Below are 16,095 nucleotides of genomic sequence, written 5' to 3'. Positions count from 1 at the left end.
ATGAAATTACTTCAAACGAAACGTATGGACCGTTACAGATATTTGTTCATCATGCTAATCATTTTTGGAGTGTTAATTGGCATGCGCTCGGTATGGTCTGAGCTATTCCACACAGTAGATGAGCATCGCGCCGTTAACGGGGTGCTTGATTTGAGAGATGTGGATCTGGATCATTCCCCTGTCATGTACTTGAATGGGGAATGGGAAATTTACCCGGATGAGTTGCTGACCCAACAAGATATTGCGAAGAGGAATGGCGGTGCGAAGAGTGTTCAGGTCCCAGGAGACTGGGGGAGTGGACAGAGTCAGGAACAAGAGGGTTCGTACGGTTACGGAACATATCGCTTGCGTATTTTGACAGATCCACTTCAGACGCCTGTTACCTTTTGGTTCAAGGGGATTCGAAGTTCCTCCGAGATCGAGATGAATGGAGACGCGGACGGGGGCATGGGTGAGATCTCCGTGGATAGCAGTACATATATACCCCGAAGTACTTCGTATACAGCGACCTATGATCAGGAAGGAACAACATCCATTGAGTTATTGATACGCGTGGCCAATTACGACAGCCCTTATATGGGCGGAATTAGCAAACCTGTTCGCTTTGGTTCACAGGCAGCCGTTGATTTTTCGCGTTGGTATTCCATTGGTTTTCAGATGCTCACCTTTCTGGTTCTGCTCCTCCACGGCATGTATGCCTGTATTCTTTACGCATTTAATCGACAGGAACGTTCCTTGTTGGTTGGAGCCGTATTAACTTTATCTGTTGGCATCACGGTTACGATGGGTCATGACAATATATTGATGTTATGGCTTCCTATTAATTATACCTGGGGCATTAAAATTCGATTGATCTCATTGTTGCTGCAAAATGCTTGTATCCTTCTGTTATTCCAGAGATTAACGATGGTTCATGTACGAAAGGCATGGCTACAGTGGCATGTTGTCATGACCTTGATCTATACGGCCGTGATTGTGGTGGTGCCCATTCATATTACCTATGCCATGATCCATTACAACGTTATTAACCTGTTCTTTCTTGTATCCATGATCTGGTTTCTATACATCGTCGGAACGATGATCTTCAGGAAACAGGCGGACCGGGATATTGTTTTTCTGCTGCTTACTGCAGGAGGTATTACATCCAACCTGATATGGAGTGTGGCCGAGACAGCCAAAGATGTGACAACTGTCTATTATCCTATCGACATCATCTTTGCGATTACGGGCTTCTCTGCCTATTGGTTCAAGAAATACTTCAGGAATGTCAGGGAGAATATGAAGCTGAATACAGAGCTGCAGAAGGGCGACAAAATTAAAGATCAATTCTTGGCGAATACATCACATGAACTGCGGACCCCGCTGCACGGGATCATTAACATCGCTCACAACGTGGTCACCCGAGAGAAAAACCGGTTGGATGAACGGAGCCTGGAGGATATGGAGTTGCTGATTACGATCGGTCGACGGATGTCACATCTCCTTGGTGATCTACTGGATGTAGTCCGGCTGAAGGAGCACCGCATTGAGTTACGTCAGGGGCCTCTTTCCATACAGTCGGTTGTGCCCGGCGTTATCGCCATGCTGCAGTTCATGGCAGAACGAAAACCAGTCCGCCTTCATATGGAGATTCCGGAATCGTTCCCTCAGGTCATGGCTGATGAAGAAAGGCTTGTTCAGATTTTGTATAATCTACTGCATAATGCGCTTAAACATACAGAGGAAGGAACGATATCCGTAAGTGCCGAAATTCGTGAAGGACATGCTCTGATTCATGTGACGGATACAGGCATTGGCATGGATGAAGATACACGGATGCGCATTTTCCTCCCGTATGAACAAGGGTCGTATGGAATCAGTGATGGACAAGGCATCGGGCTTGGACTGAACATCTGCAAAGAGCTCGTAGAACTGCACGGTGGGGCACTTACGGTTCGCTCGGAACTCGGAAAGGGCTCGGCATTCAGCTTCGATCTACCACTCGCAGATGAAGCCGCCGATCAGGCTCAGTCACAACTTCCCCTGATATGGGAACAGGCCGCCGAGATGATGGAAGATGCACCTAGCGGATTCCTGTTACCCCGCCAAGGTATGGGGGACGCGGAAGCCTTGGCGACAGCAGAGATGGCTCCGTTGTTAAAAGAGGGGAGAGCTACCATTCTGGCTGTGGATGATGATCCGGTGAATCTGGATGTGTTGGTCAGCATTCTTTCGACGGAACCATATGATATAACTACAGCGGGTTCGGGTCAGGAAGCGATGGAATTGCTCGGCACACGTCAGTGGGATCTGCTCATTACAGATGTGATGATGCCCAATATGTCCGGATACGAGTTAACCCAGAAGGTGAGGGAACAATTCTCGATGTCTGAGCTTCCTGTGCTGCTGTTGACGGCACGAAGTCAGCCACCAGATATCTACACGGGGTTTGCATCGGGCGCCAATGATTATGTCACGAAGCCTGTAGATGCGGTGGAACTGAAATATCGGATACGTGCATTGACCATGCTAAATCAGTCTATCCAAGAGCGCCTGCGCATGGAGGCCGCGTATTTACAGGCTCAGATTCAGCCTCACTTCCTGTTTAATACGTTGAATTCACTTATGGTTTTAAGTGATATTGATACAGAGCATATGCGGAAGCTTGGCGATGCTTTTTCATCCTATTTACGGATCAGCTTCAACTATCTCAACACAGGGGAACTGGTGAAATTATCATATGAGCTGGAACTCGTTGAAGCCTATCTTTTTATTGAAAAAACACGATTTGAAGATCGATTGTCGGTGGTATTAAACGTAGAGCCGGACCTTCCGTTGCTTCTCCCGCCGCTATCCATTCAGCCTTTGATTGAAAATGCCGTCAGACACGGACTATTAAGCCGCAATGTAGGCGGTACGTTATGTCTATCCATCACTCGTCATGAGGGTTATACCCGTATTGAGGTGAAGGATAATGGCAAAGGCATCGAACCGGAGAAGGTTGCAGAGCTGCTACATGCTACGCCAGGTGGAAAAGGCGGAATAGGCATTGTGAATACAAACCGCAGATTGCTGCAAAGGTATGGTCAGGGATTATCGATTGTAAGTGAGCCGGGTGAGGGCACGATGGTATCATTTGATATTCCGGATGAGATATAAGGAAAAGGCCGCAGAAGTGAAAACTTCCGGCCTTTTTGTTTTAATTGCGAGTTCATTCCCTAATTTTAATTATTTCTAATGCTTCTTTCATATGTTAGTATATTTAACATTAGAAGCGCGGGTTCCGGCATTGGGCGCTAAACGTTGTTATAGTGGGTGAAGAGATCGATGCGCAATTGGGTCAAAAATGAGAATGTGCAGATGACGGCCATTGCCTTTACCACTGCGGTAGGGGCGCAATTCAAGATAAATCCGTTCCGGGAAGATTACTTCCGAATCGGGCTGGGGGTTAGCATCCTTTTATTTCTGCTGATGATCATGCCACACTTGTCTTATGTGAAGACAGGAATCCTGACAGGCATCGCGAATTTGCTGTTTCAGTCGGTAGATCTCATCAATCATGTACAGAGCGTGTCCATACTGGAAAGCATGCGGGACAATCTGGGTGCAGGTGTGTATTATGTGGTCTTTGCCTATGGGCTTAGCAAATTCAAGCATCGATTCCATGAGATGCAGCCTCTTCTGCTCGGCGGGTTAATCACATGTATCGATTTCTCCTCTAATCTTGTTGAGCTGCTTTTTCGCGGAATGTTAAGCGGGACCAATATCTTTTATATGAAGGAATGGTTGTATCTGCTTGTGGTAGGTGGTCTGCGAAGTTACTTTGTGATTGGGCTATATAACAGCATTGCGGTGAGGCAGATGAGGCTATTACATGCAGAGCAGGAGAAGCGGATGGAGCAGATGCTGAGTGTGAACTCGGGTCTGTATGGCGAGGTCTTTTACCTGAAGAAAGCGATGAATACGATCGAAGGCATTACAGCTGATAGTTATGATCTATATCGCGATCTCCGGGAGCAGGACATGAATCAATACAGTCAGCGCACCCTGGGCATCGCTCAGCAGATTCATGAAGTGAAGAAGGATTCACAACGCATTCTGGCGGGTCTGCTGAAGCTGTATGATAATGAAAAAGCAGTCAACATGAGCCTGTCTGAAGTGCTGAACTTTGCCAGTAAAGCAAACCGAAAATATAGCGAAATGCTGCATAAGCAGGTGGAGATTGACATCGAACAACAGTATGATTGTGAGTCTCCGTATTACATTCCTCTTCTAACAGTAATGAACAACCTGATTGCCAATGCGGTAGAGGCGATTGAGCATGATGGGACGATTCGAATTCGTATATATGAGCAGGAAGAAAACGTGCATTTCGTCGTGATGGATTCTGGAAAAGGCGTACCTCAAGCTAAACGGGATGTTATTTTTGAACCGGGCTATACAACAAAGTTCAATGAAGTTGGCATTGCCGCGACGGGCATTGGTCTGTCCCATGTACGTGATATCGTTCAGTCGTTGGCGGGACAAATTAAGGTAGAGTCGGCGCCTCCGGGAGCGAGAGGGACTACATTTGCTATAGCTATTCCCAAAATAAATCTGATCAAGGGGGCCGATGTCGATGACACTTTCTATCATGATCGTGGATGATGATGTGGTGAGTCGGAGCATGCTGCATGATATCATTGAATCCTGTGGTATCGGTGAGCTTGCGGGCATGGCTGAGGGCGGTATAGAAGGCGCACGGATGATCATGGATCTGCGTCCTGATGTGGTGTTGATTGATCTGCTGATGCCGGATCAGGATGGAATTGAGACGGTAGCGAAACTGCGGCACAGCGGATATATCGGGAAATTCATTATGATCTCTCAGGTGGAGAACAAGGAGATGGTGGGGGCGGCCTACCAGAACGGCATTGAATTCTTCATTCATAAACCGATTAATCGGGTGGAAGTGGAGCATGTGCTCAGCAAAGTGAATGACCAGTGGAAGTACGAACGTTACGTGCTGGAGATCAAGCAGTCGATGGCTCGATTGAATCTGGTGGAAGCGCCGGCCCCTGCCCAAGGTCGTACGGTGCGAGATGCGGCAAGAAGCATTCTGATGGATCTGGGGATCATCGGAGAAAGTGGTAGCAAGGACATCATTGCGCTCATGGAGTATGCGATTGATCAGAAGCAGGTCGCGGAGTGGCCGCCGCTGAAGGAGTCCTATGAAGCGGTTGCCCAGACTTATAAGTCTACGCCCAAAGACGTGGAGAAAGAGAGCAAGGCGATGGAACAACGCATTCGCAGAACGGTAATTGCCGCGTTAACAAACATGGCCTCGATTGGACTCACCGATTATAGCAACCACAAGTTTGAGCATTATGCGCCACTCTACTTTGACTTCCAGGATGTTCGAATGAAGATGAGATCCATGGAAGAAGATCAGGCAGGTGACAAAGGCAAGGTTAATATCAAAAAGTTCCTGCATGTGTTCTATATGGAGACGCTTGAAAAGATGAATAATTGAGGCATCATATGCCTCTGTCTGTTGGAGGATATGAAAACCCGGGAAGGTGACCATCGGCGGTGTCGAGGTCACCTTCACCAAAGACGGGAAGCTGAAGGGGTTACTATTTTAATCCAGAATGACTTCTTTATCTGGTTGTTCAAGAAATTCAAACATGATTTTAATTTGTTCCAACGTATTTCTTTCCAATGATAATTCAGGTAAAGCGTCGATAGCAAAAAAATCAACTGCGCTGGTTTCTACACCTGTTTCCGCATGCCCACCCACAATGTCACAGCGGATAAACATCTTATATACGTGATAAGGCTCAGGTGGGTGTCCATGGAATTTTTTGTCCAATACTGCTAACAACCGCATCGGTACAACATCAAAACCGGATTCTTCTTTAATTTCTTTCACAGCTACTTCTGATGGTGATAGGCCGATGTCACTCCATCCCCCTGGTAATGCCCATGCCCCATCTAATTTCTCTCGAACCAAAAGCACTTTGTTTTCCCTGAAAACAACACCGCGAATATCGACTTTAGGCGTTGCGTAACCTGAATCACTTGCAAATGTAAGTGATATTTTCTCTTTGTTAACAGAAGTATAGTTGCTTAAGATATCAATACTAATGCGCCTCAATTCCTCGTATCGCTCGATATCATAAACATCCTTGGCATAGGTTAAACCTGTTTGTGAGATAGCTTGAATCTGTTTTGCCCATTCTAGCCACTTTGTGTCCATGGACTCCTCTTTTCTTCGCAAGTCACGAGATTTAGTTTAGTTAGGAAATAACCCCATTATATCATATGAATTACAGTCTATAACTACTAAGAAAGGACAACTCAAATTTAGGGAATCACACTAATGATTAAACGCACTCTACAAATATTGCTTTTTAATATAGAACTGCGAGATATTATAAAGAAACGATGTCCAGAAGAGGAGAAAGTGAAATGAACATAACTATTGATCAACAAGGCAATTCCAAGGTCGCCATTATTGAAAGTGATGGCATCGTCATCAACAATGCTCAAGATGCACTGGATTTGATGGCTTCGGTAAGGTATAGCGATGATGCCGATAAACTCATTATCGACAAATCGAACATCACGGAAGAGTTCTTCGAACTGAAAACCAAGCTTGCAGGTGAGATTTTGCAGAAGTACGTGAACTATCATGTTAAGCTTGCTATTGTGGGAGATTTCGAAGGACATAACAGCAAGAGCCTGAGAGATTTCATCTATGAGTGTAACAATGGCAAGCATGTTTTCTTTTTGAAAAACAAAGAGGAAGCGCTTCAAAAGTTGCATAATATCCGTTAAGCGCACATCTGAAGCATGTAGAGAGCCTGCTTATAATCTGAGCCAAACGTAGGAGGTTTGCACCGTGATATCTAATGAGAATTTAAAGGTATATGCTCTGCCTGAGATCGGAAATCTTAAAGTGCATGGCAGATCAACTGGAGAGCGATCGCCGCTGACGTTATTTTGGACGGGGAGTGCAGTCGAACTCAATGTACGGGGCTCCGAACTATGGGTTGAGGTAGAGTCGCAGTATGACATGTATGAGTCATGGATCAGCATTCTGATCAACGGTGTTCCGGTGAGCAGACAGATGTTAACGGCGGGAAGGTACTGGGTCTGTGTATTACGAGGTATGAACGCAGATGTGGTGAAGAATGTACGGATCGTCAAAGATGTTCAAGCGATGAGTGGTGACCCGGGTTGTGCCTTGCAGATTCATGCGTTGAAATCCGATGGAGCGTTCCTGCCTGTGCAGGAAAAACCGTACAAGATCGAGTTCATTGGTGACAGTATTACATCTGGCGAAGGTGCGATTGGAGCGAAAGCGGAGGAAGATTGGATTCCGATGTGGTTCAGCGCCATACATAATTATACGTTTATGACAGCAGAGGCATTGAATGCAGAATATCGGGTCATCTCGCAAAGTGGCTGGGGTGTGCTGACAAGTTGGGATAACAATCCAAAAGGGAACATCCCCGAGTATTACGAACAGGTCTGTGGCTTGCTTACTGGTGAACGTAACGATGCGCTAGGCGCAGGAGATCAGCATGATTTTAGTTCCTGGCAGCCGGATGTGGTAGTCATGAATCTGGGTAGCAATGATGGGGGTGCATTTCAGTCACCGGAATGGAAAGACCCCGACACGGGCAAGGTGTACAAGCAGCGTTTGAATGAAGATGGTACTTATCATGAAGAGGATCTGGCTGCTTTTGAGAAAGCGGTGGAACAGTTCCTGTTCAAACTTCGGAAAAACAATCCAGATGCACAACTCGTATGGGCTTATGGCATGCTTGGTTTTCCCATGATGCCTGCCATCTACCGCGCGGTTGATGCGTATACAAAGGGGACAGGAGATCGTAAGGTCTCAATCATCCAGCTTCCTGATACAACCGAAGAGACGGTAGGGGCGCGTACCCATCCTGGCGATTTATCTCATCGTAGGACGGCAGAGGTGTTAGCGGAATATGTACGAGGATTGATAGGATAACTTGATACATGGTGATGGAAAGACCACTCTTTCATGAAATGTACCCCAATGGTTAGATGGTGTCTAACTTTATGAGGTCCATTTATCACAAGAATGGTCTTTCCCTTTTCTACTCATCTAGACATTCGAGGGTTTATCCGTTGTGTCGCTGTTTTGTACCTCGTAACGAATCGAAATAATCTGTCCGAGCGTCTGGGTTCGGAGCATTTTAAATTGACTTGGCACAGTGCCTGTCGGGAATAAGGGGATGCCTTCGCCAAGAATTTTGGGAATGATGGCGACTTCAATCTCGTCCAGTAATTTTTTTGCTAACACAGCTTGAACCAATATGCCGCCACCCACAATCCACACGTCTCCATCAGAAGTCTGCTTTAATCGGGGAATGAGCGTACCTACCTCCTCGGTTGTAAACTGTACATTCGAAGCGGGCGGCTGTTCCGAGCGAGAAAGCACATATGTTGGCCGATCTGCATAGGGGAAATCATCGGAAAGTGTGAGCACCTCTTCATACGTATAACGTCCCATAACAACGCTACCGATCGTTTCATAAAAGGCAGCATACCCGTTGTCTCCACCATCACCCTCCACATCAAATAACCAATCGACCGAACCATCCAGTCTTGCGATATATCCATCCAAACTCATAGCAATGTACAAAATTGTTTTGTTATCAGACATGTTCATCGCTCCCTTCTACAATGTATGATACACTTTAACTATGACAAAAGTTGACGTAGTTAGGATGTTGAATACATGAATCATCGGAAACTGGCGATCATGCGTCTCATGGATTCCAGACAGAAGTTCACTGCACGGGAACTGGCAGAACGGTTCGACGTTTCGGTTCGTACGATCCAGCGCGATCTGGATGCATTGCAGGCGCTGGGTTTTCCCTTGTACACAGAAGTTGGCGTGAACGGCGGATACCGGGTGTTGCCCAATCGGATTTTGCCACCTCTTCAATTAACGCAACAGGAGGCATTAGGGCTGTTTATGATGCTGGAATATCTACAGAAAGTCCCTGATTTTCCATATGGATCCATGCGTGAACATCTGGCTGAGCAGTATTTCTCTACTTTGCCCGAAGATGTACAGGATCTGATTATGCGAATGAGAGAGCATATCACCTTTGTCCAGCATCCTGGTGGGCATTCCGAGCCTTTAACAACCGAGATATTGGGTGCAGCGGTAGAAAAGAGAGAAATCGAATTTATGTATCATGCCCGCAGTGGTCCTAAAAAAGTACAGGTCTTTCCCTATGGCATCTACTATGAGCAGGGACATTGGTACATGCCAGCCCGGAAGAAGGATCGTGTATTGTTGTATCGGGTGGATCGCATGCAGCAGTTGGTTGTTATGGAATCAGTGGATAAATCTGTTCCAAGTCTAAAGGCATGGCTAGCTGCCAAAGAAGATAGAGCAAGCGTAGAAGTGGTGCTGCAATTCACGGAATTTGGAGCAAGGATTGCTGCGTCAGATGTGTTGTTCAAGTCAGTTGAAGGCCATGAGTGGCGCGGACTGATTCCGCCTGAAGAGTTTTCTTTTACAGCACGAAAGTTACTCTCCTATGGGCCGGAAGTGAAGGTGGTGTCTCCGCTCGAACTGCAGCAGCAGGTTAGAGGGATGCTGGAACGGAGTTTAAGCCAGTATGGTGGGGGATAAGAGCTTTCAAACGCTGGATATTAGGGTATCAAGGAAGAGATAAGAAAGGTGTGTAGACAAATGAGCGAAGTTTGGACTAAAGACATCATCCCGACTGTATCCGATAAAGTAGTGATTGTGACAGGTTCGAACGGCGGGTTAGGGTATGAAACGGCATTAGCGTTAGCTGAAAAAGGCGCAAAAGTTATCCTTGCAGTTCGTAATCTGGAAAAAGGTGAAAAGGCAGCTAATAAAATAAAGTCGTCTGTGCATGTAGCTGGAGAGGTAATCGTTATGCAGCTTGACCTTAGCGATTTAGCTAGTATCCGTAAGTTCGCAGCCGCTTTTCTTGAGCAATACGATTCTTTGTCCATTCTCGTTAATAATGCAGGAATTATGAACCCTCCATTCCAGTTGACGAAAGATGGCTTTGAATTACAGTTTGGTAGTAATCATCTAGGCCATTTTGCGCTTACGGGTCTACTATTGCCTCAATTGATCTCTACTCCGAAATCGAGAGTAGTCACTGTAAGTAGTATGGCAGCTCATAATGGTGCGATTGATTTTAATAATTTAGATGGCTCCAAAGGATATAATCCCATGAAGTTCTACAGTCAAAGCAAGCTAGCCAATCTGATGTTTGCGAAAGAGCTGCAGAATAAATTTAATTCCGCCCATATTGATTCCATGAGTATCGCCGCTCATCCAGGAATTTCGCATACCAACCTATTTTCCTTCGGTTCGGGGAAACAGACCAATATATTCATGCGCAGTCTTTTGAAAATCATTAGTCAACCGGCACATATGGGGGCATTACCTACCTTATATGCTGCAGCAGATCCGACGATCACGGGAGGGGAGTATATTGCTCCCAGCGGTATGGGCGGCACTAAGGGCTATCCCAAGAGCGCTAAGATCATCGAAAAATTATATGACGCTAACATTTCAAACAAGCTATGGAGCGTATCAGAAGAATTAACAGGGGTATATTACAGATTCGACGTGTAGATTTTGCCATTAAGGAAAGTAAACCTTATTATGGAATAGACAGTTAAAAGTTCTTCAGCACGAATAAGATTAACTGAATGGGGGGCTACCATGATTCGTTTCATAACAAGTTTCACGATCCGCTCTATGCAGAGTCCATGTGATGAACAACGGCGGTTGTTTGTATAGAGCGTGAAATCCATTTCCGCCATATCATTGTAGTGCATATCCAATGTGTTCATTGTACGACTCTGCTGCCTTAAAGATTTTAACTTTTAAGGAGTGGAGCAACGTGAAATATATTAATGCGGATACAATCTTCCCGGAAGAATTACTCAAAGAAATACAGCGTCATATCTCTGGTGGCTTGATCTATATTCCGAGGCCCAAGGATGCCCACAAGAAGTGGGGCGAGAATTCGGGTGGCAGAAGGGTTGTCCAGGAGCGGAACGACGAGATCCGCCAGCTTTTTGCTGCGGGGACAACCATCGATCAGCTTGCGGACCAATACTGCTTATCCATCGATAGCATCAAGAAAATTGTGTATTGCAAAAAGGGATGAAACTATAGAAGCTATGTTCGAGCAATCGAATGTGGCTTTTTCCTGTAAGAATAAAGAATAGTTATTAAAGCTTTTTTACATATTCGAGGTTGTTAATTACGCGTACAATTCATTTGACGGTAGAAGGTTATGCTGTGAGAGTTCATGAATTAACTCCTTAAATCATCTGGTAAGGTTGGTGAATATGAATATAGAAGTGAAATTAACGAATAAAGACGAGGCGTATGTGATTAAAAATATGTACCCGCTATACCTTCATGATCTATCCGGACATTATGGTCTGGGTGGAGAGCATACCCCGAACGAACATGGCATTTTTGAGCCAAGTCCTGATTATATAACTTTGCAGGATCAGTATAACGTCCAGAACATATGGTGGGAAAAACCGGAGTGTCTTTATCCGTTCCTCATGATTGTGGATGGCATACCGGCAGGGTTTGCGTTCATAGCTACTCCGCCATATTGTTCACAAGGCACGAATTTCTTTGTAAATGACTTCTTTCTGATGCAGCCGTTTCGAGGTGTAGGCGTTGCTGAACACGCGGCATCGACGATCTTTGGCATGTTTATAGGAAACTGGGAGTTGTTCACCAATCCATCGGAGAACAATAAGATTGGCCAATCTTTCTGGCGGAAAACAGTGAATAATTATACCAAAGGTAACTATCGGGAGATGTACGGGCAAACGTTCGATGGTTATAAATTGATTTTTCAATTCTCCAATATATAAAAAGAGAGACCGTCTCCCTTTGCGGAAAACGATATCTCTCTCCACTGCCTTTTATAAACTACCGTTGAAATAGTGATACTCAGAATTTACTTCAAAACCAACACTGCGGTACAGATTCAAAGCACGTTTGTTCTCGGTAACAACGGATAAGCGGATATCTGTGTAACTTTGTTTCCTTAGGAGATCAACCAGGATGCTAAGCGCAGTGCGCCCCAGTTTCTGTCCCTGATAAGCAGGCAAGATACAGAAGTTATGAATAAATGCGGTTGTTGCATTAATGGAGTTGACCCGTACCAGCCCAACAGGCAGTTGATTCTGCCATACAATATAGGTGACTCGGCTGGGTTCATTTGTTTGCATAAAGTACTCGCGTGTCCAGTCCTCCGAATCTCCAAAGGCTTGGGAGGAGCAAGTGACCATAAATTCCATAACCTCGGCTTCTGCCAAGGACAACGTTAGTTCAGGTGACTCCACAACCGAAAGGACCTCATTCACAAGTTGCATCGAGTACTCCGCACGATCATAAATGGCTCCGAGGGATTGGGCAGTATGAACACCCGGAGATAATCCCTGAGGAACGCGATAACTGAGTTGGTTGATTCCTTGTGGTTTCATATCCAGGATGGCCTTGTTCAGTAGGCTGCTGAATACACCTTGGCGACGAAAATCTGGGTGTACGATGGCATTAATATTTCCCGTTACGCCGTCGGATGGATACCAACTGAGGAGTCCTACCAAATCACGGTGGCGATAACAGAGGAGTGCATGGTCTCCGTCTTTTTTGCTAATATGGTCAAGGTCTGCTTTCAAATGAATGGAATCAAGCTGTTTACATTGTTGTTCGAGTAAAATAATAGCATCAATCTGTTCCTTGGAATCATAGATCATAGGAACGACTTGATAAGTTGACATAGCTTTCACACCTTCATTGTTGAAGGAAACACGCAGTTATTGGACCCGCAGGCGCTGTCCTTCGAGAGTTGGTCCAGTTGTAATTTTGATCATCATCATTATCTCCTCCAAATCACTTCCCGATGACTATAACACAATCTATGATGAAGATGACACCCAATGGATGTAATTCACTGGGTGTCTGTTCAGATACGCCCAATAACTGGACATTATATCCTATTGAAGGGATAATTGAGAGTAATACTGACGAGAAAGGGAGGGGTTAAGCATGCGCAAGTTGGCATATGTGATGGGTATATTATTTCTTTCCGCCGCCATGTTAATGGGATGTACATCATCTGAACCAGCGGAAAGCACTGAACCCGTCACTCCACCAGCAACGGAACAGCCAAGTGATACGGGGGACCAGAAGGCGACTGCGGAGGAGCAGCAACAAGCGCTCGAAATGTCGCTGGAGTATAAGACAACAGAACTCACTGTGGATGGCAAGGACTATGAGGATACGTTAGAGATGGAAGGGTTATTGGCCAAAGGAGAGACGATGAAGCCGTTCCTGACCTCCAGGAATTATGAGGCTTACATGGCTAATCGATATATTGTCTTACCTCTTCAGGTTGCACACATCGAACAAGCGAGACTGCATCCTGAAAATATACAAACCAAGATCAAAGATAGCAAGAGTGACTGGATTCTTGTGGAATACACGCTCGATTTGAAATTTACGGATAAGGATGGCAAAGAGTTCAAGTCCATTCCGTTATCGGGTGATATCACCTTTTTGCAGGATCAGGGAGAATGGCGCATTCAGGATGACACGTACAACATGAAGCCCTTCACAGAAATCATCAATAATTCACTATAATGCATGAGTCATCTGTGAATCTGGCACATACAGATTGTGCTCGAATTATTCATTGCGAATAAGATCCTTCATATCAGTATGCACTTCAAAGTGTGTACTTTTTTTGTGGCGGCGCACCCAGCTAAGCGCGCGTCGTCAAAAGGGTATCATCGCGATGTTAGCTATCGACACCTGCTAGAAATTTGCAGGGTACATTCTCCTGTATTGATGATATTATTTGGATGATCAACTTACTTATTGCGCTCTTGTAGAATGGGGTTGGGTTCATCATGAGGGAGATTCTCCGAGTCGGTTCTCGTAAGGTTTGGTTGTATATCATTGCTGCTGTTATTGGTTTGGTTACAGGCTATGTCGTCCTCTCTTCGCCGGACTCTCCTAGGCTCCAAAGTGAAGAAGGTATTCTGGATTTAACGCAGGCTCAACTTAGTACGAATCCGCAAAAATTAACAGGGAAGTGGGCGTTCTATTGGCAAGAACTGCTGTCGCCTGAGGATATGCGGGTTCGTTCGGCAAGGGCAGGAAATCAGGACCACTGGATTAACATCCCAAGCTCCTGGCTGGGCTACCCGTTAGAAGGTCAGCGGCTGAGCGGTACAGGCTATGCAACCTTTGGACTGGTCGTTCATCTAAGCGAGCAGGATCGCGATGAGATGCTTGCTCTGCGGCTGTCTAGCATTTTTAATGCGTACAAATTATGGGTCAATGGCGAGCTGCTGGCAGAAGTTGGTGAGGTTGGTCAGGACAAGCACAGCATGACCCCGCAATTGGAAACAAAGCTGGTGTATTTTCAGCCTGAAAGCGACACGTTAGAGCTGGTCATGCAAGTATCCAACTTCCAACATCATCGGGGCGGCATTACCAAGGATATCGAGCTGGGTGGCAGTGACGTACTAACGACCAAGACCAATCTGAATCTTGCCAGGGATATGTTCATCACGGCAAGTTTGCTAGTGATCGGTTTGTATAATCTGCTGTTGTTTATGTTGCGACGTAAGGATAAAGCTCCGTTATATTTTGGCCTGTTTACTGTACTGCTTGGTATTCGATCCTTGTTCAACGGCGAGCTTATCTTTACACAATGGTTGCCTCATTTTCCTTGGGAATTGCAGTTCAAGATCGAATATCTGATTCTTTGCCTCAGCGGTTATATCATCACCATGTATTTTGATTGTATTTTTCCGAATTATGTGTCGCGATGGTTTCGCCTTGGCACCCGGATCGTAACTGGTGCATTCTGTATCCTTGTAGTGGTAACCCCTGCAATTATATATACAAAATTTTTGCTGGTAATCGGTGTGATGGTAGTTCTACATATGATTTATCTGATGATCGGGCTGGTTCAGGCGGCTGTGCGACGTATGGAGGGAGCGCTGATCTTCCTGCTGGTGTCGGTGGTTACTTTGGTCACGGTTGTCAACGATTTTTTGTATTTTAACGGATGGTCGCTAGTTGGAAATACATCTCCGCTTGGCTTATTGATATTTACGATCGCGCAGCTGATTCTGCTGTCTTCGCGATCTACGAGGACGGCATCGAACGAAGAGAGAATTACACGTGAATTACAGTACGTTAATGACAAGCTGATTGAAATGAATATGAATCTGGAACAGACCGTTCAGGAGCGAACACAGGCCTTATCTACAGTGCATGATGATCTCCAAACCTCGTATGACCGACTGCTTCACTCCGAGCAAGGGAGGAAGAAGCTACTTGCTTATATTACGCATGATCTGCGTATGCCGTTGTCCAGTATGCTTGGATATGTAGAAGCTATACAGGACAGGGTCAAGCCGGAACGCAATGAACAATATCTGAAGTACATCCGGGAGAACACGATAAGGATTAACCGTATGATCGAGGAGTTGTCCTTCTTGTCTCATTTGGAGACTGGACAAGTCTCGTACCGAATGGAGCCAGTTCAGATGATTCCTTTCTTGCATGGTTTTTTTGAACAATATGAGTTGGTAGTGCGCGACGCAGGATTAGACTTCATACTGGATATCGGAGATGCCGAGGATAGACGATCTATTTTGCCAGTTGTCGAGATGGATGCGAAAAGAATAGAGCAGGCTTTATTTAATCTAGTGTCAAATGCCATGAAGTTCACCTCCAGCGGGGGGCTGGTGCGTATTGCACTAGTTGTGGAAGTGGTGAATCATGCTCCCCATGCAGTCATTAGCATACAGGATTCTGGAATGGGGATTCCTCCGGATCAGCTTGAGCAAATCTTCGAACGTAATTACAGATATGATCGGCCGGGAATGGGCATAGAGGGCAGTGGACTGGGGCTGGCAATTTGCAGGGAAATCGTACAAGCGCACGGAGGAATGGTTCGAGCGGAGAGCGACGGCAAGATGGGGGCGACATTCTATGTAACGTTTCCTTGTACGGTGATTGAAGGAAAGGGGTGATGA

At 45.6% G+C, this 16,095-nt stretch carries 14 protein-coding genes; 11 read left to right on the top strand and 3 right to left on the bottom strand.

Annotated features, from left to right (window positions below; all coding sequences use genetic code 11):
* From NST38_RS29930 to NST38_RS29920, 3 genes are all read left to right on the top strand, one after another.
* A complete protein-coding gene (locus tag NST38_RS29930) occupies positions 1 to 3,138 on the top strand; it encodes a hybrid sensor histidine kinase/response regulator (RefSeq protein ID WP_076252063.1) in 3,138 nt (1,045 codons plus the stop codon).
* Positions 3,139 to 3,294: 156 nt separating this feature from the next.
* Positions 3,295 to 4,626, top strand: a complete 1,332-nt coding sequence (locus tag NST38_RS29925; protein ID WP_256720059.1) for an ATP-binding protein — start codon at positions 3,295 to 3,297, stop codon at positions 4,624 to 4,626.
* A complete protein-coding gene (locus NST38_RS29920; RefSeq protein ID WP_076252059.1) occupies positions 4,598 to 5,491 on the top strand; it encodes a response regulator in 894 nt (297 codons plus the stop codon). The genes NST38_RS29925 and NST38_RS29920 overlap by 29 nt, the downstream gene beginning before the upstream one ends.
* 108 nt (positions 5,492 to 5,599) lie before the next feature.
* Here the strand turns inward: NST38_RS29920 and NST38_RS29915 are convergent, their stop codons facing one another.
* On the bottom strand, positions 5,600 to 6,217 hold the full coding sequence (locus NST38_RS29915; RefSeq protein WP_076252058.1) for an NUDIX hydrolase: 618 nt from the start codon (positions 6,215 to 6,217) through the stop codon (positions 5,600 to 5,602).
* A gap of 212 nt (positions 6,218 to 6,429) precedes the next feature.
* Between NST38_RS29915 and NST38_RS29910 the strand changes: the two genes are divergently transcribed.
* Both NST38_RS29910 and NST38_RS29905 read left to right on the top strand, forming a co-directional pair.
* The gene (locus NST38_RS29910) at positions 6,430 to 6,798 is read left to right on the top strand and encodes a DUF4180 domain-containing protein (protein WP_076252056.1); all 369 of its coding nucleotides are present in this window, start codon (positions 6,430 to 6,432) and stop codon (positions 6,796 to 6,798) included.
* 64 nt (positions 6,799 to 6,862) lie between these two features.
* Positions 6,863 to 7,987, top strand: a complete 1,125-nt coding sequence (locus tag NST38_RS29905) for an SGNH/GDSL hydrolase family protein (protein ID WP_076252054.1) — start codon at positions 6,863 to 6,865, stop codon at positions 7,985 to 7,987.
* 117 nt (positions 7,988 to 8,104) lie between these two features.
* On the opposite strand, the gene NST38_RS29900 is transcribed toward NST38_RS29905, so the two are convergent.
* The gene (locus NST38_RS29900) at positions 8,105 to 8,671 is read right to left on the bottom strand and encodes a dihydrofolate reductase family protein (protein ID WP_076252052.1); all 567 of its coding nucleotides are present in this window, start codon (positions 8,669 to 8,671) and stop codon (positions 8,105 to 8,107) included.
* A gap of 69 nt (positions 8,672 to 8,740) precedes the next feature.
* On the opposite strand from NST38_RS29900, the gene NST38_RS29895 reads away from it, so the two are divergent.
* The 4 genes from NST38_RS29895 (at position 8,741) to NST38_RS29880 (ending at position 11,907) form a co-directional block, all read left to right on the top strand.
* Positions 8,741 to 9,649, top strand: a complete 909-nt coding sequence (locus tag NST38_RS29895) for a helix-turn-helix transcriptional regulator (protein ID WP_076252051.1) — start codon at positions 8,741 to 8,743, stop codon at positions 9,647 to 9,649.
* Between the two features lie 60 nt (positions 9,650 to 9,709).
* A complete protein-coding gene (locus NST38_RS29890) occupies positions 9,710 to 10,636 on the top strand; it encodes an oxidoreductase (protein WP_076252049.1) in 927 nt (308 codons plus the stop codon).
* A gap of 271 nt (positions 10,637 to 10,907) precedes the next feature.
* Positions 10,908 to 11,177 (top strand): CD3324 family protein, encoded by a 270-nt coding sequence (locus tag NST38_RS29885; RefSeq protein WP_076252047.1) that lies wholly within the window; start codon positions 10,908 to 10,910, stop codon positions 11,175 to 11,177.
* A gap of 184 nt (positions 11,178 to 11,361) precedes the next feature.
* A complete protein-coding gene (locus NST38_RS29880) occupies positions 11,362 to 11,907 on the top strand; it encodes a hypothetical protein (RefSeq protein WP_047840962.1) in 546 nt (181 codons plus the stop codon).
* 51 nt (positions 11,908 to 11,958) lie between these two features.
* Here NST38_RS29880 and NST38_RS29875 read toward each other — a convergent pair whose 3' ends face one another.
* Positions 11,959 to 12,819 (bottom strand): GNAT family N-acetyltransferase, encoded by an 861-nt coding sequence (locus NST38_RS29875; protein WP_076252045.1) that lies wholly within the window; start codon positions 12,817 to 12,819, stop codon positions 11,959 to 11,961.
* Between the two features lie 268 nt (positions 12,820 to 13,087).
* On the opposite strand from NST38_RS29875, the gene NST38_RS29870 reads away from it, so the two are divergent.
* On the top strand, positions 13,088 to 13,681 hold the full coding sequence (locus NST38_RS29870; protein ID WP_341344256.1) for a hypothetical protein: 594 nt from the start codon (positions 13,088 to 13,090) through the stop codon (positions 13,679 to 13,681).
* Positions 13,682 to 13,950: 269 nt separating this feature from the next.
* Complete coding sequence (locus NST38_RS29865) at positions 13,951 to 16,092, top strand: sensor histidine kinase (RefSeq protein ID WP_076252044.1); 2,142 nt, start codon at positions 13,951 to 13,953, stop codon at positions 16,090 to 16,092.
* Positions 16,093 to 16,095: the final 3 nt, after the last annotated feature.

The sequence above is a fragment of the Paenibacillus sp. FSL H8-0104 genome (assembly GCF_038050215.1).
GTDB lineage: Bacteria > Bacillota > Bacilli > Paenibacillales > Paenibacillaceae > Paenibacillus > Paenibacillus amylolyticus.
The sequence above is the reverse complement of the archived record's forward strand: the minus strand, read 5'-3'. Positions and strand labels throughout refer to the sequence as shown.